This is a genomic window from Commensalibacter communis (assembly GCF_947179015.1).
In the GTDB taxonomy this organism is placed as follows: Bacteria; Pseudomonadota; Alphaproteobacteria; order Acetobacterales; family Acetobacteraceae; genus Commensalibacter; species Commensalibacter communis.
The window spans coordinates 308,943-335,198 of the sequence record NZ_CAMXCM010000001.1 but is presented as its reverse complement, the minus strand read 5'-3'; the positions used below and the strand labels follow the sequence as shown (position 1 = coordinate 335,198).

General features: G+C 37.5%; 22 protein-coding genes. 17 read left to right on the top strand and 5 right to left on the bottom strand.

From position 1 onward, the window contains the following. Nucleotides 1-32: 32 nt before the first annotated feature. The 11 genes from PQG54_RS01600 to PQG54_RS01550 all read left to right on the top strand — a co-directional run bounded on the left by PQG54_RS01600 (nt 33) and on the right by PQG54_RS01550 (nt 11,825). Nucleotides 33-2,756, top strand: coding sequence for an Rne/Rng family ribonuclease (locus PQG54_RS01600; protein WP_271789216.1), 2,724 nt, complete (start codon nt 33-35; stop codon nt 2,754-2,756). 101 nt (nt 2,757-2,857) lie between these two features. After that, nucleotides 2,858-3,316: an RrF2 family transcriptional regulator gene (locus PQG54_RS01595; protein WP_271789217.1), complete on the top strand. Its 459-nt coding sequence runs from the start codon at nt 2,858-2,860 to the stop codon at nt 3,314-3,316. Between the two features lie 308 nt (nt 3,317-3,624). After that, nucleotides 3,625-5,433 carry an aspartate--tRNA ligase gene (aspS, locus tag PQG54_RS01590; protein WP_271789218.1) on the top strand — a complete coding sequence of 603 codons (1,809 nt, stop codon included), beginning with the start codon at nt 3,625-3,627 and terminating at the stop codon, nt 5,431-5,433. Between the two features lie 83 nt (nt 5,434-5,516). Next, nucleotides 5,517-6,002, top strand: a complete 486-nt coding sequence (locus PQG54_RS01585; RefSeq protein ID WP_271789219.1) for a hypothetical protein — start codon at nt 5,517-5,519, stop codon at nt 6,000-6,002. A gap of 226 nt (nt 6,003-6,228) precedes the next feature. Beyond that, the gene (locus PQG54_RS01580) at nt 6,229-6,591 is read left to right on the top strand and encodes a hypothetical protein (RefSeq protein ID WP_271789220.1); all 363 of its coding nucleotides are present in this window, start codon (nt 6,229-6,231) and stop codon (nt 6,589-6,591) included. A gap of 424 nt (nt 6,592-7,015) precedes the next feature. Then, entirely contained in the window at nt 7,016-8,449 is a 1,434-nt protein-coding gene (locus PQG54_RS01575) for an amino acid permease (RefSeq protein ID WP_271789221.1), read from the top strand. A gap of 78 nt (nt 8,450-8,527) precedes the next feature. Next, complete coding sequence (locus tag PQG54_RS01570) at nt 8,528-8,752, top strand: sulfurtransferase TusA family protein (RefSeq protein WP_271789222.1); 225 nt, start codon at nt 8,528-8,530, stop codon at nt 8,750-8,752. A gap of 111 nt (nt 8,753-8,863) precedes the next feature. Beyond that, nucleotides 8,864-9,094, top strand: a complete 231-nt coding sequence (locus PQG54_RS01565; protein WP_271789223.1) for an exodeoxyribonuclease VII small subunit — start codon at nt 8,864-8,866, stop codon at nt 9,092-9,094. 20 nt (nt 9,095-9,114) lie between these two features. After that, entirely contained in the window at nt 9,115-10,026 is a 912-nt protein-coding gene (locus PQG54_RS01560) for a polyprenyl synthetase family protein (RefSeq protein WP_271789224.1), read from the top strand. A 39-nt stretch (nt 10,027-10,065) separates the two neighbouring features. Next, entirely contained in the window at nt 10,066-10,806 is a 741-nt protein-coding gene (locus PQG54_RS01555; RefSeq protein WP_271789225.1) for a TlyA family RNA methyltransferase, read from the top strand. Between the two features lie 23 nt (nt 10,807-10,829). Beyond that, entirely contained in the window at nt 10,830-11,825 is a 996-nt protein-coding gene (locus tag PQG54_RS01550) for a bifunctional GNAT family N-acetyltransferase/(deoxy)nucleoside triphosphate pyrophosphohydrolase (RefSeq protein WP_271789226.1), read from the top strand. Here PQG54_RS01550 and PQG54_RS01545 read toward each other — a convergent pair. Then, nucleotides 11,817-12,728, bottom strand: coding sequence for an SMP-30/gluconolactonase/LRE family protein (locus tag PQG54_RS01545; protein WP_271789227.1), 912 nt, complete (start codon nt 12,726-12,728; stop codon nt 11,817-11,819). The two genes, PQG54_RS01550 and PQG54_RS01545, sit on opposite strands and share 9 nt — an antisense overlap. 81 nt (nt 12,729-12,809) lie before the next feature. Between PQG54_RS01545 and PQG54_RS01540 the strand changes: the two genes are divergently transcribed. Beyond that, nucleotides 12,810-13,562, top strand: a complete 753-nt coding sequence (locus PQG54_RS01540) for a competence/damage-inducible protein A (protein WP_271789228.1) — start codon at nt 12,810-12,812, stop codon at nt 13,560-13,562. Nucleotides 13,563-13,565: 3 nt separating this feature from the next. On the opposite strand, the gene PQG54_RS01535 is transcribed toward PQG54_RS01540, so the two are convergent. The 3 genes from PQG54_RS01535 to PQG54_RS01525 all read right to left on the bottom strand — a co-directional run bounded on the left by PQG54_RS01535 (nt 13,566) and on the right by PQG54_RS01525 (nt 16,082). Next, a complete protein-coding gene (locus tag PQG54_RS01535) occupies nt 13,566-14,525 on the bottom strand; it encodes an acetyl-CoA carboxylase carboxyltransferase subunit alpha (RefSeq protein WP_271789229.1) in 960 nt (319 codons plus the stop codon). An 89-nt stretch (nt 14,526-14,614) separates the two neighbouring features. After that, nucleotides 14,615-15,523, bottom strand: a complete 909-nt coding sequence (locus tag PQG54_RS01530; RefSeq protein ID WP_271789230.1) for a tyrosine recombinase — start codon at nt 15,521-15,523, stop codon at nt 14,615-14,617. Nucleotides 15,524-15,539: 16 nt separating this feature from the next. After that, nucleotides 15,540-16,082 carry a hypothetical protein gene (locus tag PQG54_RS01525; RefSeq protein ID WP_271789231.1) on the bottom strand — a complete coding sequence of 181 codons (543 nt, stop codon included), beginning with the start codon at nt 16,080-16,082 and terminating at the stop codon, nt 15,540-15,542. A gap of 183 nt (nt 16,083-16,265) precedes the next feature. Here PQG54_RS01525 and aroB point away from each other — a divergent pair, with 183 nt between their 5' ends. From aroB to PQG54_RS01505, 4 genes are all read left to right on the top strand, one after another. Next, nucleotides 16,266-17,909 (top strand): 3-dehydroquinate synthase, encoded by a 1,644-nt coding sequence (gene aroB / locus PQG54_RS01520; RefSeq protein WP_271789232.1) that lies wholly within the window; start codon nt 16,266-16,268, stop codon nt 17,907-17,909. Nucleotides 17,910-18,217: 308 nt separating this feature from the next. Beyond that, nucleotides 18,218-19,357, top strand: coding sequence for an OmpA family protein (locus PQG54_RS01515; protein ID WP_271789233.1), 1,140 nt, complete (start codon nt 18,218-18,220; stop codon nt 19,355-19,357). A gap of 93 nt (nt 19,358-19,450) precedes the next feature. Continuing rightward, the gene (locus PQG54_RS01510) at nt 19,451-19,879 is read left to right on the top strand and encodes a GtrA family protein (RefSeq protein ID WP_271789234.1); all 429 of its coding nucleotides are present in this window, start codon (nt 19,451-19,453) and stop codon (nt 19,877-19,879) included. Nucleotides 19,880-20,287: 408 nt separating this feature from the next. Beyond that, nucleotides 20,288-22,504 (top strand): Hint domain-containing protein, encoded by a 2,217-nt coding sequence (locus PQG54_RS01505; RefSeq protein ID WP_271789235.1) that lies wholly within the window; start codon nt 20,288-20,290, stop codon nt 22,502-22,504. A 146-nt stretch (nt 22,505-22,650) separates the two neighbouring features. Here the strand turns inward: PQG54_RS01505 and tenA are convergent, their stop codons facing one another. Then, nucleotides 22,651-23,355 (bottom strand): thiaminase II, encoded by a 705-nt coding sequence (tenA, locus tag PQG54_RS01500; RefSeq protein WP_271789236.1) that lies wholly within the window; start codon nt 23,353-23,355, stop codon nt 22,651-22,653. Nucleotides 23,356-23,508: 153 nt separating this feature from the next. On the opposite strand from tenA, the gene alaS reads away from it, so the two are divergent. Continuing rightward, nucleotides 23,509-26,157, top strand: a complete 2,649-nt coding sequence (alaS, locus tag PQG54_RS01495; RefSeq protein ID WP_271789237.1) for an alanine--tRNA ligase — start codon at nt 23,509-23,511, stop codon at nt 26,155-26,157. Nucleotides 26,158-26,256 lie beyond the last annotated feature (99 nt).

Genomic DNA, 26,256 nt, shown 5'->3' with positions numbered 1-26,256 from the left:
TTTAAACACAATCGCCGGAGTAATAAATTATTATGACTAAAAAATTGCTGATTGACGCCAGCTATAAAGAAGAAACACGTGTTGTTACCCTAGATGGGAATTGTATTGAAAATTATGACGTTGAAAATTCAACTAAAAAACAATTAAAAGGTAATATATACCTAGCTAAAGTCATCCGAATTGAGCCTAGCTTGCAGGCTGCTTTTGTTGAATATGGTGGCAACCGTCATGGTTTCTTGGCTTTCAGTGAAATTCATCCTGATTATTATCAAATTCCAATCGCAGACCGTAACAAACTGCTTGATTTGAATAAAATTGATCTTGATGATAATCAACTAGACGATGAAAATTTCGACGATCAACAACCTACTACATTTAATGACGATGATGATATTAGTCAGCCTGTTGCAAATATTATCAAAAACTATAAAATCCAAGAAGTTATTCACAAAAGACAAATATTATTAGTCCAAGTCGTTAAAGAGGAAAGAGGAAATAAAGGCGCTGCTTTAACAACTTATTTATCTCTTGCAGGTCGCTATTGTGTGTTAATGCCAAACTCTCTTCGAGGGGGTGGGATTTCAAGGAAAATCACTTCTATTTCCGAAAGAAAGCGTCTGAAAGACATCGTTGCTGAATTAAACATTCCTTCTCATATGGGAATGATTGTTCGCACTGCTGGTGCTCAATGTCCTAAACCTGATGCATTAAAAGATGGTGAATATCTTTTGCACTTATGGGATGAAATTCGTGACCGCACGATGAAAGCAGTTGCCCCTTCTTTAATCTACGAAGATTCAAGTTTATTAAAACGTGCAATCAGAGATATTTATACTTCTGATATTGGCGAAATTTTGATTGATGGTGAAGAAGGCTGGAACATCGCCAGAGAGTATATGCGTGCTCTGATGCCTCAAAACATGAGAAAACTCCATTTATGGAGAGATCAGAAACAAACCCTTTTCTCTCATTATAAAGTGGAAAAGTTGATCGAACAAATGTTATCCCCTACAGTACAATTAAAATCTGGTGGATATCTGGTTATCAATCAAACCGAAGCTTTGGTTGCCATTGATGTGAATTCTGGGCGTTCTATCAAAGAAAAAGATTTGGAAGAAACAGCGTTACGTACCAATCAAGAGGCTGCTGAAGAAATTGTAAGACAGCTACGCCTACGTGACCTAGCTGGGCTGATCGTTATTGACTTTATTGATATGGAAAATAGAAAACATAACTATATGGTTGAAAAGCGTCTTAAAAATGCTTTACACAAAGACCGTGCACGCATCCAAGTTGGCTCTATTTCCTCATTTGGTTTGTTGGAAATGACGCGCCAACGGCTACGTCCTTCCATTTCTGAATTTTCTTTTATTCCTTGCCATCATTGCAATGGAACAGGAATTATTCGCAGCATCCCAAGTGCTTGTTTGCATATTTTACGCCAAATTGACGAAGAAGCTCGCAAATCTAAACCTGGTGTTTTAACAGTTCATACATCTTCTAATGATATTGCGTTTTATATTTTGAATCAAAAACGCAGTTGGTTATTAGATATCGAAAATAAATACAAAATTCAAATCATACTTGAAATCGATGCAACATTAACTGAATCAAAGATTTCTTTCTCTCATGAAGTTAATGAAGCTCTTGAACAAGAGCCAGAAGTAGAACAAGAAAAAGCAAATTTCTTATTACAAGAAAGTCAAAGTCCCTTCATCAGAGAAATTCCAATCCAATCTGAATTTTCTGAAGGAGAAGAGGCTTCTGAGGAAAGAGAAAACTATCAACAAAAACGTCGTAATAATAATAGACGTTCTCGTTACAATAACTATAAGCAACGTAAGCCTGATCAACAACCCGAGGACATTATTGAATCTGTAGATGTTCAAAAAGTTATACAAGATAACCCACCAGCTGTTATAATTGCTGAACAAGATGAGCAGCCTGATATCAGCTTTCATCCCGTGGTTAATCAAGACGAATATTTTGCAACTAAACGTGAAGATCGTCCTAAACGCTCAAATCGTTACCCACGACAACCTCGTTGGAAACGGAACAAATATCAGCAATCTAACGAGGATAATACTCAGGAAGCACCTCGTGATCAAACTACAACTACTGTTAATATTGTTCCAATTACAGAAACAAAAACAGCAGCATCTGTAAATGCGCTAAAAACAGATAATGATGCAAGCTCTGCCCCTTTTATCGCTGTCGATATTACAGATAAGGTTGAAAATAATATACAGGAGAAAACTGTTCCTGTTTCTGAAATCCCAACATCAAAACCAATAGTGTCGGAAAATACAGAAAAAGAAGCAGCTACAGAAAAGACGCCATCCAAACCAACGCGTAAGACAACTAGAAAGGTCTCTACTACAGCGAAAAAGAAAGCTGCAGCACCAAAGGCAAAAGCTGTAAGTCAAACAGAAGACGCCAATGATAGCACCGATGCTGTTGCATTAACTGTTGTTACTGATGAAACAGAAAAGAAACCTGTAAAAAGAACAACTCGAGTAAGAAAAGCAACATCAACCACAAAAACGACCGCTGATACTACTGTCGACAGTGCTGATGCTAAAAAAGCAAAAACTACTTCTCGAAAAACAGTCAGTAAAAAAGCAAAAACGCCTAAATCAGAAACAAAAGAAGAAACACAACCAAATCAACAAGACACTGCAATTAAGCCAATTGTGATTGATGATGCTGCTCCGTCTCCAGCACCGCGTGCTGGTTGGTGGAAACGCTCAAACTAATGACTATATAAATATAAAGGGTTTAAATAATTAAACATATTTAAACCCTATTTCGAAACTATTAATTATAGAATGTCTATGTGTTGGTGGAGACCTAAATTATGCAACTCTCTTTATATACAGATTATGCACTACGCGTCTTGATTTATCTAAGCATTCATCAAGATCGCCTCAGCTCTATCCATGAAATTGCTACTTGTTATGATATTTCGCAAAACCATCTTATGAAAGTGGTGCATCATCTTGGAAAAGCAGACTTTATTTCAACCGTTCGAGGACGACGTGGAGGGCTTAAATTAAATAAGCCGCCGTGTGATATTACCTTGGGCAGCATCGTCAGACACACAGAAGACACAGAACAACCTATTAAATGTGGAAAATGTATCATTCAAAAAAATTGCACTATAAAAACAATTATTTATGACGCATTTGAAGCCTTTTATACAGTTCTCGATAAATATACTCTAGACTGTGTACTAGAAGATTATGACCAATTACAAGACTTGTTAACATTCACGAAACCAAAAAATATAAATTGCAAGGCATCGATAACAATTTAAGAGTTTCTCATTCCATTATTATCGGCTTAACAAATTTAACTTTATCGTGGCAATTACTCACACAGAGTTCTGATGCATATCAATCATATGATCGGTATTCAAGTATTAGATATTTTTTTTATTCGTCCTAATATCAAACGTGCCCTGTATTTAGAAAAATATACTAAGTAGTCATGAATGAATTTGAAAGAATTCATGATCTCATTTATAATTATTCCTTTAAATAAAATGATATAGCATTTTTATTGTAATCATGCCTTTCATATCATAAAACTATAATATCGATTTTTTAATAATAGGATAAAATAATGCATCGCTATCGTACCCATAATTGTGCTGCCCTCAGGGCAAGTGACGTTGGATCAATTGTTAAACTTTCTGGCTGGGTACATAGTAAAAGAGACCATGGCGGGTTATTATTCATTGACCTTCGTGATCATTTTGGCGTAACTCAAATAGTTATTCCTGCAGATTCCACTTTATTAGAAACAGTTGAAAAAATCAGAGTGGAAAGCGTTTTATGTGTGACAGGTAAAGTCGTCGCACGTGAAGGTGATACCGTAAATCCCAAACTGCCTACTGGCGAAATTGAGATCCAAGCTGAAGATATTGAAATTTTATCTTCAGCCGCAGTTCTTCCCTTCCAAGTTAATGGTAATGAAAATTACCCAGAAGATTTACGCTTAACCTATCGTTATATTGATCTACGCCGCGAACGTATTCATCGTAATATCCTTTTACGATCCAACGTTATCTCTAGCCTTCGTAACCGTATGATCGCACAAGGCTTTACTGAATTTCAAACGCCTATTCTGACTGCTTCTTCTCCTGAGGGAGCAAGAGACTTCTTGGTGCCAGCGCGCCTACATCCTGGTAAATTTTATGCTCTTCCTCAAGCACCACAGCAATTCAAACAATTGGCAATGGTTGCTGGATTTGATCGTTATTTCCAAATCGCTCCTTGTTTCCGTGACGAAGCTGCACGTGCGGATCGTTCTCCTGGTGAATTCTATCAGCTTGATTTTGAAATGTCTTTTGTTACACAAGAAGATGTTTTTGAAACACTTGAACCTGTGATGGAAGGCATCTTTAGAGAATTTGCACCAAATCATGAAATTAGCCCTGCCCCTTTTGAACGCATCCCTTATAAAACCGCGATGAAAGAGTATGGCAGTGACAAACCTGATTTACGTAATCCATTAAGAATTACCGATGTGACTAGCGCTTTTGATGGTTCTGACTTTGGCTTATTTGCTAAAATTACAGCCGAAGGTGGTGAAGTGCGTGCCATTCCTGCCCCCGGTGCTGGTGGCAAACCGCGTTCTTTCTTTGACAAGTTGAATGGTTGGGCTAGAGAAGAAAAAATGGGTGGTCTGGGCTATATTACTTTTGATGAAACGGGCGCAGCCAAAGGCCCAATTGCTAAGAATCTTGATGAAGCACGTTGTGAGCAAATTAAAAAAGCATGTAATCTTCAAAATGGCGATGCTGTTTTCTTTGTGGCTGGCAAAGGGCTTGAAATGATTAAGTTCTCTGGAACCGTCCGTACAAAGATTGCAACAGAGCTTAATTTAATAGAACAAAATGCATTTCGTTTCTGTTGGATTGTTGATTTCCCAATGTATGAGTTAAATGAAGAAACAGGATTAGTCGATTTCTCTCATAATCCATTCTCTATGCCTCAAGGCGGTTTAGAAGCATTAAATAATCGAGATCCTTTGGAAATTAATGCATATCAATATGATATTGTTTGTAATGGAATTGAACTTTCTTCTGGTGCAATTCGTAACCACCGCCCAGACATTATGATCCGTGCGTTTGAAATTGCTGGCTATCCAGAAGAAGAAGTTGAAAAACGCTTTGGTGGGATGTTGAACGCATTCCGTTATGGAGCACCTCCTCATGGTGGTGCGGCTCCTGGTGTAGATCGTATTGTAATGTTATTAACGGATGAACCAAACATTCGTGAAGTTATTTTATTCCCATTAAATCAACAAGGCGAAGATTTAATGATGTGTGCACCAGCGCCCACGACACCAGAACGATTAAAAGAGCTTTCTTTAGCGTTGAATTTACCGAAAGTTGCTGTTAAGAGATCAGAAAACGCCCCTGAATAAAGTAGGATGGGAATTTATAGACTGTTTATTTTTCACTCAATACAGTCTATATTTAATTATAAATCAACAAAAGGATAATTTTGATGAAATATAGTTATTTATTCATTACTCTTCTGATTTCATTCTCCCCTTTGATAGCAAAAGCTGAAGCACCTAAAATGTCACAAAAGGCAGTTAATGAAACTGTAGACAAATATGGTGCAATTTATTGTAAAGAAGGTCTAAACGCTCTGAAAGAAGCTGTTCAAGAGTGTTACAAAAATACACCAGATACTAGCCCAGAGCTTGATAAATGTATTGTAGCAGATAGAGCTTTGGCTTCTATTGCAGTTCGTAAAAATATAAAATATGAAAATATTTATGGTCCATTTAAAAAAGACCCAAGTACAATAGATCCATACTATAGTGCAGAAATTCATAATCCAAGAGAAAAATACTATTTATCCTCACCACGTTTTACAAAAGATCCTACACTAAGCAAGCTAGATCATTTTGAATTATCCGGCTATTTTCCAGGCTTTGCTAGTTTACCAGATATATTAACAAAAAGATGTCCTGGAACATACTAAATAATTATCAATCAATATCCTAATAAGCTAAACTTTTAAGACGTGTTCAATCATTGCTATTAAACACGTTTTTAACGAAAGTTCTTTTCCTTTGTCTCATCAAATTTGCACATCTAAATAAAATCTCTTATAATTTAACTTTTAATAATCTACTTATTATAAGGATCAAACTAAAAGCAAAAATTTATTAAAAACTATTACACAATAATAAATTTGGTGCCAAATATTGTATAGACGGTATCAATGCACTAAAGATGCAGTCAAAAAGTGCTATGCTGAAACCCCAAAAAATAGCCCAACCCTTGATCAATGTATTCTTGCTGATCAAGCAATGACTTCAATTGCGACAAAATTTATCAACAAAAATTATGCTAGATTATATGGTTTTAGAAGAAAAAATCCTTCTGCAAGAGACCCTTATATGACAATTGCTCTAGAACAAAATAGAGTTAAATACTATACGTCAGCGCCACGCTTTAAAAATGATCCAGAATTAAGTAAGATAGATTCAATGGCACTTTATGATTATTTTTCTTTTTTTAGTGAATTACCCAGTTTATTTACAAGAAGATGCCCTAAAATAATTTAAATTCGTATATTATTTCATAAAGCCAATTGAGCAATCAGATCTTAAATTGGCTTATTATACTCACTTTACTCATATTTAACATTATATCTCACGCCTTCATATAACTGATCGTGATCTTTGTTCAGCATAAAGCATACTCAAATTTTGTAATATTCTTATATTAATTTTAAAAATTTTAATCATAAATTTCTGTCTGATAATAAATTATCTATTTGCAAAAATAATCAAAATAAGTAAGCATGATTTTTTAGCCACAAAAATGCCTTAATATGTTTTATGCACCTATGTGATGCTTTGAATTAATCAACAGATATGCCCATATCACATATTTGTCTTTGTATAAAAAAGGAATTGATACACGATATATTATACACAACACTGTATTTAAATTATAACATTCATGAACATAATAAAGGATGAATCATTGATACCCAAAAAACACAAAGAACAAGTTCCTACTCCCCCTTTAAAAGACGGTGAACTTGCCCATACCCTTGAACGTCGTCATGTTGTCATGATTTCTATGGGGGGGATTATTGGCGCTGGCCTTTTTGTTGGTGCATCTGCTTCTATTCATGCCACAGGGCCTGCTGTTTTATTATCCTATGTTATCACGGGATTGATGATTTTCTTTGTCATGAGAATGTTGGGGGAATTGGTTATTGAACGACCAGAAATCGGCTCCTTCTTAAATCATATTCGCCGAGGAATGGGACATAATGTTACTTTTGTTTTAGGATGGGGATATTGGCTATTTTGGATTTCTGCCATTGCTGCTGAATCAATTGCTGGTGGAGAAATGTTACAGCATTACATGCATATTCCCCCAGAATATAGCTTTGCCGCCACCATGGTCTTAGGGCCTTTATTGGTCATTGCCATGATGCTTACCAATTTATTTTCTGTGCGTGGGTATGGTGAATTTGAGTTTTGGTTCGCATTGATTAAAATTGTTGCTATTGCTGCCTTTATTGTCATTGGTGGCATTGCTTTATCACATTTTTTTGGCTTTAAAACAGGCAGTGTCAGTAATATTTGGTCACATCATGGTTTTTTCCCTAATGGTGTTATTGCAATTTTCACCATTATTCCGACGGTTTTATTTACCGTAACAGGATCAGAGGTTGCCACCATTGCAGCGGCTGAATCTGATAAACCTGCTGAGAATGTTGCTTATGCAACCAGAACAATCATCTTCAGAATTGTTGCTTTTTATGTTGTTTCAATTGCTATTATTTTATCAATCGTTCCTTGGGATCAAGTCGTTCCTGGTATCTCTCCATTCTTAATGGCATTACAAGCGATTAAAATTCCTTACGCCTCTGAAATTATGGAATTTACTATTTTGATTGCAATTTTATCGTGTTTAAATTCTTCAATTTATGCAACATCTAGAACCTTATTTGAACTTGCGGAATATGATGATGCTCCAAGATGGTTAATTCATACTACTAGCAACGGGGTTCCTAAGAGAGCAATTATTACAGCTTCCGTTATTGGTATTGCCATTTCAATTGCCTCTTATATCTCCCCAAGCCATACATTTTCTTACTTATTGAGCTGTGCGGGATCTATCATTCTGTTTGTTTATATTGCGATTGGTCTTTCTCAGATTAATGTTCGCAAGAAAATGCAAACCGTAAATAAGCTTCCTATTTTCCAAATGTGGTTATTCCCATATTTATCATGGATTACCGTTTTATCCCTAGCAGCCGTTATCGTTGCAATGCTTTTTAACGATACTTCGCGTGCCCAAATTATTATTACCTGTCTAATTTTAGCGATTATCGGAATTATTCGTATTTTCACTCATAAATATAGTAAAACAGGCGAAATGAAGCACTCTGAATTAAAATAATACGAAAATTCTATACAAGTCGTTGTAAATATAGTATTAAAGACCTTGGAAACAAGGTCTTTTTTTAGGAATATCTTCATGAGCGAGATCGTTTTAGATGTTAAAGGATTATTGTGCCCTTTGCCTGTTTTAAAAGCAAACCGTGCATTACAAACCCTAGAAAAAGGCGATAGTCTACGTATTCTGGCAACAGACCGCAGCACAATCAAAGAATTTCAAGAATTTTGTCGCCAAACTGGACATGCATTAATTGCCTTTTCAGATCAAGGAACGGCATTATCCTTTCTAATAAAACGAAAATAACGTCAATATTTTCTATACAACTGTATTAAGTCGTCTTATAAACAAGAAAACCATTTTCTGAAGAAACAATAAGATTGTTTTAACATTAAAAAGAGCTATTGGAAAATACCGATGACCAATGATTTATCCTCTCTTTCTTTCGAGGATGCTTTAAGCGAACTGGAAAAAATTGTTCATAACCTCGAAACAGGTCAACAAAAGTTGGAAGAAGCCATTGTTTCTTATGAACGTGGTGCGCAGTTACGCCGTTATTGTGAAAAAAAACTGAATGAAGCAGAGGCTCGTGTTCAAATCATTGTAAAAAAAGATGATAACAGCCTTGATACTGAAACTATTGAATAATTTTGAAGGTCCTTTCTCTCATGACTTCCCCTACAACCTATAATGCTCAATCTCTTCGTGATTCTTTAACCCAACGCGCAAAAGAACTTGAGACAACATTGGACAAACAATTCCCTCGCATGAAGGGTGGAGAAGCCAATTTAATTGATGCAATGCGTTATGCTGTTCTGGGTGGGGGAAAACGCCTCAGAGGATATCTGGTAACAGAAGTAGCATCCCTGTTTGATGTATCATTGACTCAATCATTATATGTTGGCGCATCTGTTGAAATGCTTCATGCTTATTCTTTGATTCATGATGATTTACCTGCAATGGATGATGATGATTTACGTCGTGGAAAACCATCTACCCATATCAAATATGGTGAAGCGATTGCGATCTTGGCAGGCGATGCGTTGCAAACCAAAGCGTTTGAATTATTAGCAATAGAAGAAGTGCACGAAAGTGCCACCATTCGTATCCAATTGGTAAAAGCTTTGGCTGAAGCAAGCGGTTCAACTGGTATGGTCGGTGGTCAAGTGATTGATATGGAAGGCGAAAATCGTCATCTTACCCTACCAGAAGTTCTAAACTTACATGCGATGAAAACAGGACGTCTGATTTGTTATTCTGCCGAAGCAGGTGCCATTTTAGGAAAAGCAACCCCAGACTTAAAAAACCATATTATCAGTTATGGTAGGGATTTAGGAACGGCGTTCCAAATCGCAGATGATGTATTGGATGCGACTGCTAGTGCGGAAGAACTTGGCAAGACAGCAGGAAAAGATAATGCTGCTGGAAAATCAACGTTTGTTTCACTATTAGGAATCGAAGATGCCAGAAAAGAAGCACATCGTTTGGTTGCCAAAGCTATCCGTCATTTAGAACCTTTTGGCACCGCCGCTGACAATTTACGTGCGCTAGCAGAATATGTTGTCTATCGTAAAAATTAGTATATTTGTCATATTCACATATAAAAGAGCTTTGATCTGATGGCTGCTAAAAAACGTGTTGATGTCCTCTTGGTTGATAGAGGCTTAGTCGAAAGCCGCTCCAAAGCTCAAGCTTTAATTATGGCGGGGCTCGTCTTCAGCAAAGAGCAACGCGTTAATAAAGCTGGCGACATGGTTCGTGAAGATACTGAATTAAATGTCAAACAACAACCGCACCCTTGGGTTTCCAGAGGCGGTATTAAGCTGGATCATGCTCTATCTGCCTTTAACCTTTCCCCCAAAGGATTGAATTGTATCGATGTTGGGGCATCAACAGGTGGTTTTACAGATGTATTACTAACCAATGATGCCAGCAAAGTCTATGCCGTTGATGTGGGTCATGGACAGCTTGCGTGGAAAATACGCAGTGATGAGAGAGTTATCGTGCATGAAAAATGCAATGCACGCTATTTAACCGATGAAATCATTCATGATCCAGTACAAGTTGTTGTTTGTGATGCCAGCTTTATCAGCCTTAAAACCGTATTACCAGCCGCACTTGCTTTGTGTCAGTCAGGTGGATGGGCAGTAGCATTAATTAAACCACAATTTGAGGCTGGCAGAGAGCATGTTGGCTCCAAAGGGGTGGTGCGTGATCCTGTAATCCACGAAAAAGTATGCCAAGAAATCAGATCTTGGTGGGAAAGTTTAGAAAACTGGGATATTTTGGGCATCGAAACCAGCCCTATAACTGGCCCAGAAGGCAATGTAGAATTCCTCATTGCTGCTCGAAAAATATAATCTTTATAACAAGGCTTTGCACAATGACGATCCATAATGTTTCTGTTCCTCCATTAAAAATCGATCATTATACGTTGCGACTTATTGAAGCAGAGGATATTCATTCGATCCATTCTTTAATCAATGATTGGAATGTTGTCAGAATGCTCAGCCAAGTTCCTTTTCCCTATCCTAAATCACTTTTAGAACAATGGATCGATTCGGTTTCAAAAGAATCTGAAGAAGGAAAATCGTATCATTTCACTATTATCGATGAGACCATCCAGAAAATTGTCGGCTGCATTGGTCTTCGCGTAGATAGCAAAGATCAAATAGGGAAAATTGGATATTGGATTGCTCATAAATATTGGGGGCAACAAATTGCCAGTAAAACATTACAACGCATTAGCACATGGGCATTAGCAAATCTAAATATCAATTACATTCGCGCCACAGCTGCTGATGATAATATGGCTTCGATCGCTGTGTTAAAAAAATGCGGTTACCAACCTTTTGGTCAAGGCAAAGAAAAATTCCTTGCACGGGCGACGGAGCAACCTGTTTCTTACTTTTTACTGCAACGCGAAGATATCTGCCCTGGGAAAGCCCCTTCTATGCCCCCCTCCTCTTCTACACCTAAAAAAATCTTATTGGTTGTTGCAGCTGCTTTGATCGATACAGAAGGTCGCTTGTTGCTGGCTCGCAGGCCAGAGGGTAAATCCATGGCTGGCATGTGGGAATTCCCTGGTGGAAAAATAGAGCCAGGGGAAACGCCAGAAGCAGCCTTGGTAAGAGAATTGAAAGAAGAAATTAACGTCGACGTCTCCCAAAGCTGCTTGGCTCCTTTTACATTTGCCTCTTTCGAGTATGCAGATTTTCATTTGCTGATGCCATTATATGTCTGTCATAAATGGAATAACCCACCAGAACCTAGAGAAAATCAACAGCTTGCATGGGTTTCTGCCGAAGAACTGGATCATTATTTAGTGATGGAAGCAGACAAACCCTTTATTCCTTTACTCAAAGACCTATTATTTTAATAAAACATGTTCGGAAATCTTGAATAAATTTTGAGATTTCCCTGGAACGGATACGTCAAACGCAAATAAACCACCTGCCAAAGGGTATTCCTGTTTATCTTGAACCGTCATATCCTTTATTGCCGTCGTTACATAAGCGGTTTGGTAATTCTGTCCTCCAAACGTAATTTTTGTAATATTAGGGCAAGGAAACGGAATGGTTTGAAGTAATGTTGCATCTTGTGAATAAACATTGATTTGATTGCCCGCATATAGACAAACCCAAAGATTATCCTGCGAATCACTTGCCATCCCATCGGGATATCCATTTTCAAGCACAGCAAAACTTGTCTTATTAGAAATAGATCCTGACTCGTGCCAATCAAATTTGTATATAACCTGCTCGTTGGAATGATTATGAAACAAGATATAATGATTTTCCATAATGACTGGACCATTGGTAACAACGTAGTCTTTATCCTGTAGCACAGAAGATATTTTACCATCTTCGTCGTAGGTTAATAAATAAAGAGACCCACTTGGTTCTTTCTCTTCGTTATCCATTGTGCCGAACCAGAGTCTGCCCAAAGAGTCGATATATCCATCATTTAAACGATTATTTGGATGTGTTTCGTTCATGGCAAACCATTGAGTAAAAGTGCCTTGAACTGGATCAAACCAGTATAATCCATCTTCCATACCACATAATAAGACAAAACCTGTTGTTGGAAAGATAAAGGCTGGCTTTTTGGGTGCATCCCAAACTGTTTTTGCCTGTGTTTCTGGATGATATCGATAGATCTTCTTTTCTATGATATTTACAAAATAAACGCATTGTTCACTTTCGATCCAGACTACGCCTTCACCCAATGAAGCTTTGACATCCCATACACAAACGGGTTCGAAAAATTTTGTATGTAACATTCTCAATCCTTCGCTATACTACAAGGGAACTCTATATACCTTATAGATCATTTCATATTTACGTATCATAGGAAAGTATCAATGAATCCCACAGCTGCAATTATCATAATCGGCAATGAAATACTGTCAGGCCGTACGCAAGATATTAATATTAACTATATTGCTAGGCACTTGGCAATTGCAGGGATCAAGTTAAAAGAAGCAAGGGTTATTCCTGATGATCCAAAAGTAATTATTCATACTGTTAATGAAATCAGAGCAGCTGTGGATTATGTCTTTACCACAGGCGGCATTGGCCCGACTCATGATGATATCACCTCTGATTGTATTGCTGAAGCATTTGGAGTCCCTAACCAGATCCACCCCGAAACTTTTAAATTATTAGAAGACTATATCGGAAAAGAAAACTTCAACGAAGCACGTCAACGAATGGCGCACTTACCTTTGGGCGCGACACCAATTGCTAACCCAGTTTCTGTTGCACCTGGATATGTTATTGGCAACGTCTATGTCATGGCTGGTGTTCCACAAATTATGCAGGCAATGTTGGATAATATCATTCCGACATTACGTCATGGAAATCCCATCGTCTCAAAAACTTGGTATGCCTATCATGCCTCTGAAGGGAAAGTTGCTGCTGATTTAAATGATATCCAAAATCAGTTTCCACAAACAGATATTGGATCATATCCATTCTATAAAAATGAAAAGCAAAACGGTGTTGCTCTGGTCGCAAAAGGGCAAGATCAACAAGCTGTTGAACAAGCAGCAAAAGCAGTTTATGAACTATTGATTCGTATGGGGTATCAACCTCAAGAAGGTGAACCCCTTTAATATTTACTCTACTTCTTGGCGACCCATCGCCAAGAATTTATCTCTTCTTTTTGCTTGTAAAATTTGTGCAGGGATTGCTTGTAGTTCATCGAGTGATTCTTGAATAGCTTTCTTCACAGACGCAACGGCAGCTTCGGGATCACGTTGGGCGCCGCCCATTGGTTCTTCTATGATTTGATCAATTAATTTAAACTTTAACAAATCTTGGGCAGTTAAACATAATGCCCCTGCCGCTTGAGCGGCTTGAGAAGCATCACGCCACAAAATTGAAGAGCAAGCCTCTGGAGAAATCACAGAATAAATCGAATGCTCAAGCATTAAAATTTTATCCGCCGTAGCCAAAGCAATCGCACCACCAGAGCCACCTTCACCGATAATCACCGTAACAATAGGCACAGTAGTACGCAAGCATGTCTGAATAGACTTTGCGATTGCTTCCGCTTGTCCTCTTTCTTCAGCATCGATTCCTGGCCAAGCACCTGGCGTATCAACCAATGTAATCACCGGCACATTAAACTGACTAGCTAATTGCATCAAACGTTGTGCTTTACGATACCCTTCGGGTCTAGCCATCCCGAAATTATGTTCCAACCGTGTATCTAAATCAGAGCCACGCTCAATACCAATCACAACAACGGTTTGACCATTAAAACGACCAATTCCGCCAATAATTGCGTGGTCTTCTCCAAATAATCGATCCCCAGCTAACGCTGTGAAATCCTCAATAAACGCATTGACATAATCCAACGCATGTGGACGTTGTGCATGACGAGCCACTTGAACCTTTTGCCAGGGGGTCAGTTTGGCATATAGAGCAATAAGTTGCTTATCTGCTTTCTCGACAAGTTGCTTTAACTCCTCGGAGATATTCATATCATCAGAGGATTGTTCAACGTGCTGTAACTCAAAAATCTTCGTTTCAAGTTCAGCAACTGATTTTTCAAAATCTAAAAATTGACGCATAATTATCCGGAAATACCATAAATAAATAAAATTCTATAGTCTATTCGCCTGAAAATCTATCATTTTATCTTAGCACAGATTTTCAATCTTTACGTTTTATCTCTTACTTTAGCTAAAGGATGGTGATTACGCACCGTTTTTTGTAGTTGTTCAGTCTGAACATGCGTATAAATTTGTGTTGTAGAAATATCAGCATGTCCCAACATCATTTGCAAAGATCTGAGATCGGCACCATGAGCGAGTAGATGACTTGCAAAAGAATGGCGCAAGACATGGGGTGAAATACGATCTGGATCCAAATCCGCTTTCAATGCCACTTGATAAAGAATTTTGTCAAATCCTTGTCGTGTTAAATTTTTTGATGAGTCGCGACCAGGGAATAAAAACATACTTTGTAAATGGTGATCATTTCTCTTTAAATCAATAGCAGCCTCCACTGCCGAATCAGAAATAGGAATCAACCGCTCTTTGCCCCCTTTCCCATAGATTCGTAAGATTTTAGTGTCGGACTGAATTTGATCTTTTTTAATCTTTAATAATTCTGAGATTCGCAAGCCTGAACTATAAAGAATTTCTAAAGCTGCCCGCGCCACCAAGCCACGACGATAATCCTCTAAAAGAACACAAGCATCCAATAAAAGACCAATTTCAAGTTCAGTTAAATATTTTGGCAAAGTCTTAGGTAAGTAAGGATTTTGCAATAAATACGTTGGATTATCACTTCTAATCCCTTCCTTGACTAAAAAAAGATAAAATTGGCGCAAACAGGATAATCGTCTCGCTGCTGTTCGCGCAGATTTACCCTCTTTACCCATCCACTGAAAATAGTCCTGAATAACTTCTTTCGAAGCGGATTCTAGAGGCTGTTTATCATTCTGAGTCATAAGATAACTCAGAAAATCCTCTATATCCGCTTGATAAGCTTGTAACGTATGTTTACTAGCACCACGCTCTGCAGCCAGCATTTCAAGAAAAGATTCGAGATACGTATTATTCATTATTAGTTAAACTATTTTAACGTTGTGCAGGAACCCCTATTGCATTTCCAGGAGCGCTGGCTGGCTGTGGCATCGCAGGAATGGCTTGAGGTGGATTTACAGGCTGTTGACCAACTGTACTCTCAGTTCCAGCGCCTTGTTGGGGAATAATCAAAGGTACTGTTGATTGAGGTGTTTGTTGAGGCATTACCGTCGTATTTCCTGTTGCAGCATTTGGAACAACAGCTTGTTGCTGTGCGGGAGGTGTTGGCATATTCATCGCAGGCTGACCACTAGTGTTAGGTGTTGCCGCAGGTGTGGCATTAGGTTGTGGCATTGCAGGAATAGGTTGAGAGGGATTCACAGCTGGTTGTTGGCCAACAGGATTACCAGCAGCAGGCATTGATGGAATCGATGGCAGAGCTGGTGCTGATGATTGCTGTTGCAATTTGCTTAAAGGAATTACTTTATGTATTTCTTGAATCGGCATTTCAGGACCCCTTAGCCCAAAAAGAACGATAACAATGGCAAATACGACAACAATCAAGCCAATAATAATAAAAATAGGACGACGCATCATCTTTCCTTAACAATTTTAAATCTATGATTTCTGTATATAAGTCGTTACAATAAACTTTTTCATAGCATAAGAGCGTTGCCTTTACGATAGATTGTGTTGAAAAATAAAGCCAAATTTTATATTTTTAATTGTTCATTTAAATCAGTATGTTTCATGTAACTTACGCTATCTTCGGTATATTTAATGTTTAATAAAGAGAAAAGAATTAATAAACCTATTACCTTAATAGGATTAATGGGCGCTGGAAAAACAACGATCGGAAAAAAATTGGCTCAAGAGCTTTGCATTCCTTTCGTTGATTCTGACCAAGAAGTCGAAAAAACAGCAGGTTGCACAATTGCTGATATTTTTGAGCAATATGGAGAAGCAGAATTTAGACGTGTGGAACACGAAGTCATTCGACGTTTAATTAGACAATCCCCTATTATACTAGCCACAGGTGGCGGTGCCTTTATGCACCCTAAAACAAGAGCATTATTAAAAGAGAAAACGACAACAATTTGGTTACATTGCAATGTTGAAACGCTCTTGGAAAGAATCTCTCATCATACCCATCGCCCTTTGTTAAATTCAGGTGATAAACATGAGATCCTCTCTAACCTTATGGCGACACGCTATCCGGTTTATGCCGAAGCTGACCTTATTATACCTTGTCACGACAATAAAATCGAAACCACTTTAACACAGATTCTTTTAACTTTGGAGCGTGCAAGTAACATGCGTACATTACCTATTCAACTTTCAGATACTCAATATAACGTAATGATTGGCTCTCAACTGCTTGAACAAGCCGGTGCGTTAATTTCTCCAATCTTATCACAAAAGAAAGTGTTTATCATCGCTGATGAGAATGTTGCAGCACTTCACTTGCAAACTCTTACAGACAGCCTCAGCCATGCACAAATACATTATGAAACGATTTTGATCCCTCCAGGTGAAAATACAAAATCCTTTAAACATTTCGAACGAGTTATAAACCAATTACTCGAAAAAAATATTGAAAGAAAAACACCGATTATTGCCCTGGGTGGTGGTGTGACTGGCGATTTAAGTGGCTTTGCCGCTGCGAGTGTTTTAAGAGGCGTTCCATTTATTCAAATTCCAACAACCTTATTATCACAAGTTGATTCATCCGTTGGCGGAAAAACTGGAATTAATACCAGCATAGGCAAAAACTTGGTTGGCGCGTTTTATCAACCCCAGATTGTAATTGCCGACACACAAACTCTAGATACCCTTCCCCACAGGGAACTCGTAGCTGGTTATGCTGAGATTGTAAAAGCAGGTTTAATTGATGATCCAGAGCTGTTTCAGTGGTGCGAAGAAAATGGTCAAAAGATTCTATCTAAAGATCATCAATATATTGATGAAGCCGTCGAACGTGCTTGTGCTTTCAAAGCGAGAATTATTAAAAACGATGAATTCGAACAAAGTTCCAAAGGTAGAAACTTGTTAAATTTAGGTCATAGCTTAGGACATACCTTAGAAGCAGAGCTAGAATATGATGGTCGTATTCTTCATGGCGAAGCCGTGGCCTTAGGATGTTGCCTTATTTTTAAACTTTGCACACGTTTAGGACTATGTCCTTCAGAAGATACAAGCCGAGTTTTAAAACATTTCAAGTCAGTAGGCCTACCAACTTCTATTAAAGATCTGAACTCACCAATGAAAGCCACAAATCTGCTGAGACATCTTCAACATGATAAAAAAGTGAAAGATGGCAAGTTACTTTTTATTCTGGTGAACGGTATCGGAAAAACTTTTACTTCTCAAGAAGTTAACGAAAAAGATTTATATAAGTTACTAATCGAGGATGGCTGTATATAATGAATTTATTGTTGTATAGAAAGCACATCTTTAAAAATCTAGCCTAGCAATGATATTTCGGTGATTGTCATTCTATTAAAACTTAATTAATATACCGTCTAATCTTTAGTGGTTGAAAGGCCAAGAAAAGTTATTGTGTTATTTTTATTACATGTGTTATAGAATTGCGTGTAAAATACAAAAACACCTTGGTTTTACAATAAAATAGATTAGATTAACATCTAGTTATAGAGTTTCATTGTTTCAAAAGAGCTACCGCTTTGACCAGCGGTCTATCGCTCAAAACGTAATTAAAAGGATAAGTCAAGATGCGTCTTCGTACAGCATTACTTGCAACGACTTTTGCAGTAGCCACACCCGCTGCAGCGATGGCTAGCACAATTACTGGCCCTTATGTTAGCTTGGGTGGTGGTTATAACTTAGTTCAAAATCAACACGCTACTTTCTCACCAAGCACACGTGCTAATGGCACAAACAGTGCTGCTGGAAGCAAATCTCAGTACCGTCATGGTACTGGATTCACAACATTCGGTTCTGCTGGTTGGGGATTTGGCAACGGTCTTCGCGTTGAAGTAGAAGGTGTTTACAACTATTCTAATATTAATGGTCGTAAAGGCACTGAATCACCTGCATATAAAACCAAAGGTCACGACCAAGGTTATGGTGGATTAGTAAACGTTCTTTATGATATCGATCTACGTCAATTCGGAATCGATGTTCCTATTACTCCATTTGTTGGTGTTGGTGCTGGTTACTTATGGCAAGATATGGGTCCATTACAAACCAATTACCGCAACGGCAGCGTGAACCGTCTTGGCGGAACAAATGGTGGGTTTGCATACCAAGGTATCGTTGGTGCTGCATATGACATCCCAGGTGTACCTGGTCTTGCTGTTACAACAGAATATCGTATGATGGGTCAATTAGACCAATCTACATATAAATCAACATCTTGGGTTGGTAATGGCGTTTATAAAGGTAATGGTAAAGTTGATCATCGTTTCAATCACCAATTTATCCTAGGTCTACGTTATGCGTTTGACACAGCTCCTCCAGCTCCTCCTACAGTAGCACCTGTAGTTGTGCCACAAACACAACCTGCTCGTACATACTTAGTATTCTTCGATTTCGACAAATATACTTTGACACCTCGCGCTCGTGAAATCGTCCGTGAAGCTGCTCAAGCATCTACACGTGTTCAAACAACACGTATCGAAGTTAACGGTTACACCGATACTTCATCTGCTCGTGGTGGCGCAGCTGGTGCTCGTTATAACATGGGTCTATCACAACGCCGTGCAAAAAGCGTTAAATCTGAGTTGATCCGTGATGGCGTTCCTGCTAGTGCGATCTTTACTCAAGGTTTCGGTGAATCTCATCCATTGGTTCCAACAGGACCAAATGTACGTGAACCACAAAACCGTCGCGTAGAAATTATTCTTAAGTAATTTATTACTTAGTTAGTAATTTATAAGAAGGAGATATCAAAAGATATCTCCTTTTTTTATTTTAATTATTTATAAACAAAAGATTTAATTGATATGTTTCAAAGGTTATTAAGTCTCTTTAAACCTGAAAAATATCATACAAAAATAACCCAATTCATCCAATTTGGATTAGTTGGTTTCTCTGGCCTTGTCCTAGATACTTGCACTGTTTACTTATTGCGACATATTATTGGATTAACCGCCTCTACTTTATTAGCATATTTCATCGCAGCAACATCAAATTGGCTGATAAACCGCTTATGGACTTTTCGCGGCGCTGGAAAAAAGAAAAAGTATATAAATCAATGGTTAACTTTCTTAATTACAAATATATTTGGTTTCTGTTTAAATAGAGGCACTGTTTTAATTCTTTTCTATTTCAGCCCCACTTGTGTAGCCCACCCTATTATTGCTTTAGTTATCGGTGCAGCCGCAGGTATGTTTGCCAATTTTAATTTATCTCGCAAACTGGTCTATAGATAATACCAAATTATCATTATTATTTTTATTAAATCAGTATAACACATACTTTTTTACCTATTTTTTACAAAATTAGACATAGTTTCTAACTTCAATTTCCCCTTATTTTTCATACTATATTTAGTCAGCAAGTCATCAGATTAGTTGTTCTGCGTTAGTGCGTGTTTTTATTTATCTGTCCGATTACAAATAAAAAATTTCGTACCCTTACAGAAATATTATTTACAACCTTCCTTTTGTTTGATAATTTTATTTGATTCATATTTGATTCAAATTAGAATCTAATTTATTGCAATAATTATTTTTAATCAATAATTGTAAATTTCAAATTACATTTATTGAATACAGACCAATTGAATGCACAAAAGAAATAAAAATTAAAATATTTTTTAATCTTATTAAGGAGGTTTTATGGCCAACACGTTTCCAAATGGTGGAACCAATTCCACAGAACAGCTGTTTAACAACGGTGGAACCACCTATATAGGTGGAGGTACTGGCAATACAATTACAAACGATGAGAATGGTTCATTCATATTTACCCAACCTGGTACCACATTTAATATATATGGTAACCTGATCAATAATGGTTTATTTTCAATCAATCCTAAGACCCCTGGAGCAGGTATTAATATAGCTTTTGGTTATGCGAATACAACAAACAGTTTGACCCAAACAAACGGTCAAATTCAATTTGATCAACCAGACAATACTTCTGGAACGGTATTTAATTTGAACTATTCATCCATCACCAATGATGCAAATAGTAAAATTATATCTAATGCAGGTGCATCTTCCACATTCAGTGCCCCTTATGTTAAAAACTTAACAAATGCAGGTATTATTCGAGGTATAGGTAGCAACGGTGGAGCCATGACCTCGAACTGGGGAAATGGAGCAGCTGGAGGTGTATTTAATAATACTGGGACCTTTAATATTGATAATCGATCTGCAACTGGTGGAACGACGATAAATATTAATTTTGGTCAAGTTATAAATGATGGTAATTTCACACTAAATTACACACCTGGAAGCACTGTCCATGTCACTGCTGGTGCAGGTGGATTTATTAATAACGGTAATTTTACTTATTCTTCCAGTGCTAAAAGCGGTGCCACCGATGGTTCAACAGTTACTTTAAACTCAACATCAAAAGGTTTTATTAACAATGGCTCGTTAACATTCGATCATACACGTGTAAGTTTAAATGTCACAGATATCAGCTCTACAAGCGACAAACCTGGTTATATAAATCTGATTGGCGGCGCATATATTAATAATTATACTTACACACCCACATTTTTGAACCAGACGATTAATTTCACTAATGGCAATAACGTCTTTAATTTCTCTATGGCAACAGCGAAATCATTCCAAGGAAAGATTCGTGGATTTGGTAAAACGGATCAACTAAATTTAGGTTTTGCAGGAACCCAAATATACGATCCCCAAACCGGTATTTTAACCGTTACCTACGCAAACACACAATATAAGTTTGATATGGGACTTGGCTATGACCCTGCACTTTTTGTCTATTCTGGAACAACGATTCAATATAACGGCGAAGCCCCTGACATTGATACTCCATGTTACTTAGCCGGTTCTATGATTAGCACTCCAAATGGTGATGTCCCTGTGGAGCAACTTAAAATTGGCGATCATATAAAAATTTTTGATGTGGTTACCAATAACCATCAAAACAAAATAATAATATGGGTTGGTAATCGAACAGTTACCGTAAACCCGAATTTTCCTGATGATTTGGCCGGATATCCTGTTTGCATCAAAAAGGATGCTATTGCATCCAATATTCCTTACCAAGACACGTGGGTAACTTCTGAACATTGTTTGTTTTTGAACAAAAAGTTTGTACCTGCTCGTATGCTTGTTAATGGTACATCAATTTATTATGATTATGGTTTAAAAATATTTGATGTATATCATATTGAGACAGAGGAGCATTCTGTATTATTTGCCAATGGAATGCTTGCTGAATCGTTTTTAAACACTGAAAATCATCGATTATTCCATCAACAAAATAATATTGTTTCACTCCACAATCATGCATTTAAAACTTGGAACGACTCAGCGGTATCCTTGGATGTATCTCAAGTTTTTGTTGAGCCTCTTTTTAATCAACTTAAAACAAGAGCCAAGGAATGTGGTTTTATTGATCAAACATTGCCTTATACATTTACAAAAGAAACAGATTTACATCTTATTACTGATACTGGCATTACGATATACGGTAAAAATAACAATGATCATTACTTATTCGTTATACCAGGCGACGTAACTTCTGTTCATCTTATCTCAAACGCAAGTCGCCCAAGTGATGTAATCGGTCCGTATATTGATGATCGCCGTTATTTTGGGGTATCCATAGGAGAAATCACTCTATTTAATAATCAAAATATACAGAAGATTACAGCGCACTTAGATCAACCAACATTAGAAGGTTGGCATGATCTAAATCAATCAAATTGTCGTTGGACTACTGGCAAAGCCCTTTTACCCTTAAACAACAAACCTGGAACAAATTCATGTCTTGTTATCAAAGTTGTTGAGACAACTATTTTTATTGAAAAAGAAAAAAGTAATTCAAAAGTAATGCAATTAAGCGCTTAGCTATATTAGATTAAAAGCCAATAGCATAATATGTGTTATTGGCCTTATTTTTAATGAATTCAAAAGATTATACAAATCTTGTTAAGCAATAATAAATCTTACAGAGTTTCATATAAAAAATTTTGCTTAAAATGAAGACATTCATTTTATAGTGGATTTGCTCGACCTACATCCCAAAATGCAGTTTCCAACCTTACTGATGTTTGAAATTGTTCAAGTAAATTTAAATATCTTTGTTCTACACCATATTTTGTGCAAATCTTTTCCAAAAAAGTCACCGTTTTTTGTATGATCTCCAAATATTCCTTACCAGAATACATATCTATCCATGATTGATATGGATTATTTTGAGTTTTTGACTCAGAATCTGAAATAATATTCAATCCAATTTCTCCATAGCCAATAACGCAGGGCATCAATAAAACGATCAGATCTAATAAATCCCCTTGCATTGCTTTACTCAATATATATTGACTATAAGCTAATAATTCTAGGGTCTTGGGGGTATTATCAATTATTTCTTGCTGAATGCCCCATTCGCGGCAATAGGATATGTGTAAAGGCAGCTCTACGTGTAACAGATCATGTAATACAGATGAAAAATATTGCATTTCTTCAAAAGATCGACTTTTATATACAGCTAACGCTTCCACTCGACAAAAATCTAGTAAATATAAATAATCTTGCAAAAGATATTGTTGAAATTCATTTTTTGGCAGAGTCCCCAACGCTAATTCTTTGATAAAACGATGGTTAGTGAATTGTGTCCAATCAGCTTGACAATCTCGACGTAAACGACCAATTAAGCCTTGATCTAACAAAGAACGTGTACTTTTAATAACATTAGACATAAAAATTTACCTTTTTCATTAAAGTTAAAAGAGCTTTATCTTGCAAATTATCAAAAAAATTGTGAAATAGTTTATAAAATTTCTATTTTACTTGTTTGCTCAGGAATCTTCTTAGAAATTATGTTTTTATCTGATTAGGATTATCTATTTAACATGCCCAGTACAAACGAAATACGTTCTACTTTCATAGATTATTTTACCAAAAATGATCATCAACATGTTCCGTCATCCCCTCTCGTTCCTCAAAATGATCCAACACTCCTTTTTACTAATGCAGGAATGGTTCAATTCAAAAACGTATTTACTGGGCAGGAACAACGTCCTTATTCACGTGCAACTACTGCTCAAAAAGTAGTACGTGCTGGTGGTAAGCATAATGATTTGGACAATGTAGGTTATACCGCCCGCCATCATACTTTTTTTGAAATGATGGGCAATTTTTCCTTTGGCGATTATTTCAAAGAAGGTGCGATTGAATTTGCGTGGAATTTAATTACAAAAGAATTTGGTTTATCCAAAGATAAACTTCTTGCGACCGTATATGCAGATGATGATGAAGCTGCTGAATTATGGAAAAAAATCGCTGGTTTTTCTGATGATCGTATTATTCGTATTAACAGCTCTGATAATTTTTGGCGTATGGGCGATACGGGACCTTGTGGACCTTGTTCTGAAATCTTTTACGATCATGGTGAGGATATTTTCGGTGGCCCTCCTGGCTCTCCTGACGAAGATGGTGATCGTTTTGTAGAGATCTGGAATTTGGTCTTTATGCAATATTTCGAAGACCCACCAGGAACCCGCACGCCTCTTCCTCGCCCATCAATTGATACAGGCATGGGATTGGAACGTTTTGCAGCAATTATGCAAGGGAAAAGAGACAATTTTGATATTGATACATTCCAATCTTTAATACGTGCTTCTGCTGAAGTTACCAATACGGATCCTTTTGGCACACATAAAGTAAGTCACCGCGTTGTCGCCGATCATTTGCGTTCAGCCGCATTTCTGATTGCTGATGGTGTATTACCCTCCAAAGATGGTCGTGGTTATGTGTTACGTCGCATCATGCGCCGTGCGATGCGCCATTTACATATGATTGGCACCAAAGAGCCTACTTTCTTTAAATTGCTACCTGCATTAATTACTGAAATGGGTGGTGCTTATCCTGAACTGATTCAAGCCAAAGCCTTGATTTCAGAAACTTTAAAAGGCGAAGAAGAACGATTTAAAACAATGCTTGATCGAGGGCTTTCTTTGTTGGCTGACGAAACCAATAAATTGCCAAGCAAAGGAAAACTTCCTGGAGATATTGCTTTTAAACTTTACGATACCTACGGTTTTCCGCTTGATCTAACTGCCGATGCCTTACGCGAAAAAGGCTTTACGGTTGATCAAGAGGGCTTTGACAGTGCCATGAACGAACAACGTAGCAGAGCGAGAGCTGCTTGGGTTGGGTCTGGGGATAATGCCACCGAAACCGTCTGGTTCGAGTTCAAAGAAAAATGTGGTGCAACAGAATTTCTTGGATATAAAAACGAGACTGCTGACGCAGAGATCCAAGCTATTATTGTAAATAATCAATCTGTTCAAGAAGCCAAAGAAGGTGATGAGGTTGCCATTCTTCTTAATCAAACCCCTTTTTACGGTGAAAGTGGTGGTCAAGCTGGCGATACAGGATATATTACCAGCAAAAATGCTATAGTAACCATTATCAATACACAAAAAAAACTAGGTGATTTGATTGTTCATTATGGAAAAATCACAAAAGGTTCCATTAAAGTTGGTGAGCCTGCTGCTGCTGCTCTTGACCATAAAGAACGCCAAGCGATTAAAGCCCATCATTCTGCGACACATTTACTTCACCAAGCATTACGCAACCAACTTGGTGACCATGTTACCCAAAAAGGCAGTTTAAATAGTGTCGATCGGTTACGTTTTGACTTTAGTCATTCAAAACCATTAACACCCGAAGAACTTCAATCCATTGAATCTGCTGTTAATGAAGAAATCCGCAAGAATGAACCTGTTGTTACCCGTATTATGACCCCTGATGAAGCAGTCAAGCTGGGTGCTATGGCTTTATTTGGCGAGAAGTATGGTGACGAAGTTCGCGTTGTTGCCATGGGTAATGACAAAGAAAAACTCAAAGCATGGTCGATTGAACTTTGTGGTGGTACTCACGTTACCCGCACGGCTGAAATTGGTTTATTCCATATCATCTCTGAAACTGGGGTGGCTGCGGGTATTCGCCGTATCGAAGCCGTCGCAGGCACCGCTGCGGAAGCATATTTTAAACAAAATGAAGCAACATTGCACGAAACAGCTTCTTTATTAAACACGCCATCGACACAGCTTGTGGAACGGTTACAGCAATTACTTGAAGAACGTAAATCTCTTAAACAACAAGTATCTAAACTTCAACACCAAATTGCTGTTGGAGGAAGTGAGCAAAATAGCGCAGAGAAAATCGGTAATATTGAATATGTCATGCGTAATTTGGGCGACGTCGCTCCTAAAGAATTAAAATCCTTAGCTGAGGGGTTAGTCAGAAAAATGGATAACGGCATTGCAGTTGTCTTTTCCTCTTTTGGAGACAAAGCCTCTTTTGTGGTTGCTGTCAGCAAAGATCTTTCTCAGACCGTTAATGCAGTTCATTTGGTTCAAATTGCCAGTGATGCTGTTGGTGGAAAGGGTGGTGGTGGACGACCTGATATGGCTCAGGCAGGAGGTCCAAATGCAGGTGACTATCAAATAGCATTTGATAAAATTCTTGAAGAAATTAAAAAACTTTCTGTGTAAAAACCTTTAAGAAGCGGGCTGAAAAGCCCGCTTTTTTAAATTGTAAACAAGAATTTATGTAAAATTAAATTGCAATATATTTTGATCTATCTACAATAT

Excerpts from the sequence above, each read along its gene's own strand:
- PQG54_RS01545 (WP_271789227.1), bottom strand. The coding sequence starts at position 12,728 with ATGTTACATACAAAATTTTTCGAACCCGTTTGTGTATGGGATGTCAAA.
- PQG54_RS01560 (WP_271789224.1), top strand. The coding sequence starts at position 9,115 with ATGACTTCCCCTACAACCTATAATGCTCAATCTCTTCGTGATTCTTTA.
- aroB (WP_271789232.1), top strand. The coding sequence starts at position 16,266 with ATGTTTAATAAAGAGAAAAGAATTAATAAACCTATTACCTTAATAGGA.
- PQG54_RS01540 (WP_271789228.1), top strand. The coding sequence starts at position 12,810 with ATGAATCCCACAGCTGCAATTATCATAATCGGCAATGAAATACTGTCA.
- PQG54_RS01530 (WP_271789230.1), bottom strand. The coding sequence starts at position 15,523 with ATGAATAATACGTATCTCGAATCTTTTCTTGAAATGCTGGCTGCAGAG.
- PQG54_RS01535 (WP_271789229.1), bottom strand. The coding sequence starts at position 14,525 with ATGCGTCAATTTTTAGATTTTGAAAAATCAGTTGCTGAACTTGAAACG.
- aspS (WP_271789218.1), top strand. The coding sequence starts at position 3,625 with ATGCATCGCTATCGTACCCATAATTGTGCTGCCCTCAGGGCAAGTGAC.
- alaS (WP_271789237.1), top strand. The coding sequence starts at position 23,509 with ATGCCCAGTACAAACGAAATACGTTCTACTTTCATAGATTATTTTACC.
- PQG54_RS01525 (WP_271789231.1), bottom strand. The coding sequence starts at position 16,082 with ATGATGCGTCGTCCTATTTTTATTATTATTGGCTTGATTGTTGTCGTA.
- PQG54_RS01585 (WP_271789219.1), top strand. The coding sequence starts at position 5,517 with ATGAAATATAGTTATTTATTCATTACTCTTCTGATTTCATTCTCCCCT.
- PQG54_RS01570 (WP_271789222.1), top strand. The coding sequence starts at position 8,528 with ATGAGCGAGATCGTTTTAGATGTTAAAGGATTATTGTGCCCTTTGCCT.
- PQG54_RS01510 (WP_271789234.1), top strand. The coding sequence starts at position 19,451 with ATGTTTCAAAGGTTATTAAGTCTCTTTAAACCTGAAAAATATCATACA.
- PQG54_RS01555 (WP_271789225.1), top strand. The coding sequence starts at position 10,066 with ATGGCTGCTAAAAAACGTGTTGATGTCCTCTTGGTTGATAGAGGCTTA.
- tenA (WP_271789236.1), bottom strand. The coding sequence starts at position 23,355 with ATGTCTAATGTTATTAAAAGTACACGTTCTTTGTTAGATCAAGGCTTA.
- PQG54_RS01505 (WP_271789235.1), top strand. The coding sequence starts at position 20,288 with ATGGCCAACACGTTTCCAAATGGTGGAACCAATTCCACAGAACAGCTG.
- PQG54_RS01515 (WP_271789233.1), top strand. The coding sequence starts at position 18,218 with ATGCGTCTTCGTACAGCATTACTTGCAACGACTTTTGCAGTAGCCACA.
- PQG54_RS01595 (WP_271789217.1), top strand. The coding sequence starts at position 2,858 with ATGCAACTCTCTTTATATACAGATTATGCACTACGCGTCTTGATTTAT.
- PQG54_RS01600 (WP_271789216.1), top strand. The coding sequence starts at position 33 with ATGACTAAAAAATTGCTGATTGACGCCAGCTATAAAGAAGAAACACGT.
- PQG54_RS01550 (WP_271789226.1), top strand. The coding sequence starts at position 10,830 with ATGACGATCCATAATGTTTCTGTTCCTCCATTAAAAATCGATCATTAT.
- PQG54_RS01565 (WP_271789223.1), top strand. The coding sequence starts at position 8,864 with ATGACCAATGATTTATCCTCTCTTTCTTTCGAGGATGCTTTAAGCGAA.